Source organism: Arthrobacter sp. Y3223164 (genome assembly GCF_059091005.1).
The window spans coordinates 1-834 of record NZ_JBNHGF010000693.1; the positions used below are offsets into that span (position 1 = coordinate 1).

General features: G+C 70.1%; 1 protein-coding gene. It reads right to left on the minus strand.

Translation table 11 applies throughout. The annotated features are described in order from the left end of the window. Positions 1-834, minus strand: an 834-nt coding sequence (locus AC5RUJ_RS17450; protein ID WP_494156400.1) for a M20/M25/M40 family metallo-hydrolase, incomplete at both ends; no start/stop codon positions are given.

Here is an 834-nt window from a genome sequence, read left to right on the forward strand (position 1 = left end):
GCGCCGAAGGGCGCGTGGGCGGCAACATGCGCGGCCACCGCCTCCATCGCCCGGTCCGGATCCTGTCCCGGTGCCAGCCGCAGGCTGATCTTGGCGCGGGCGGCGGGGATCAAGGTGTTGGACGCGAGCTCGACGCTGGGGGCGTCAAAGCCGATCACCGACAAGGCCGGCTTGTTCCAGAGCCGGTCGGCAATGCTTCCGGTGCCCGCAAGCCGCACGGACTCGAGCACCGACGAATCGCGGCGGAAGTCTTCTTCCGGATAGTCCACCGAGGCGGCGGGAGCGGACACGAGGCCCTCGATGGCGACCGACCCGTCGTCGTCGTGGAAGGTGGCAATCAGCCGGGCCAGCAGCGTGGGCGCGTCCAGCAGCGGCCCGCCGAACATGCCCGAATGGACGGCGTGTTCCAACACCCGCAGCTCCACGGTGCCGTCCACCAGGCCACGCAGGCTCGTGGTCAGTGCCGGGACGCCGACCTTCCAGTTGCTGGAGTCGGCGACGATGATGGCGTCTGCCCGCAGCAGTTCGCGGTGAGCTTCGAGGAACGGGCGGAAGCTTGGCGAGCCGGCCTCCTCCTCCCCCTCGATAAACAACGTGATGCCGAGCCCGAAATCGTCTCCGAGGACCTCCAGCAGCGTGCGCAGCGAGGACAGGTGGACCATGATCCCGGCCTTGTCGTCGGCCGTTCCGCGCCCATAGAGGCGGCCGTCGATCTCCGTGGCCTTGAACGGTTCCGTCCGCCAGAGCGCCGGGTCCCCCGGCGGCTGCACGTCGTGGTGGGCATACAACAGGACGGTCGGCTTGCCGGCCGCGGCCGGGCGGCGGGCCACGACG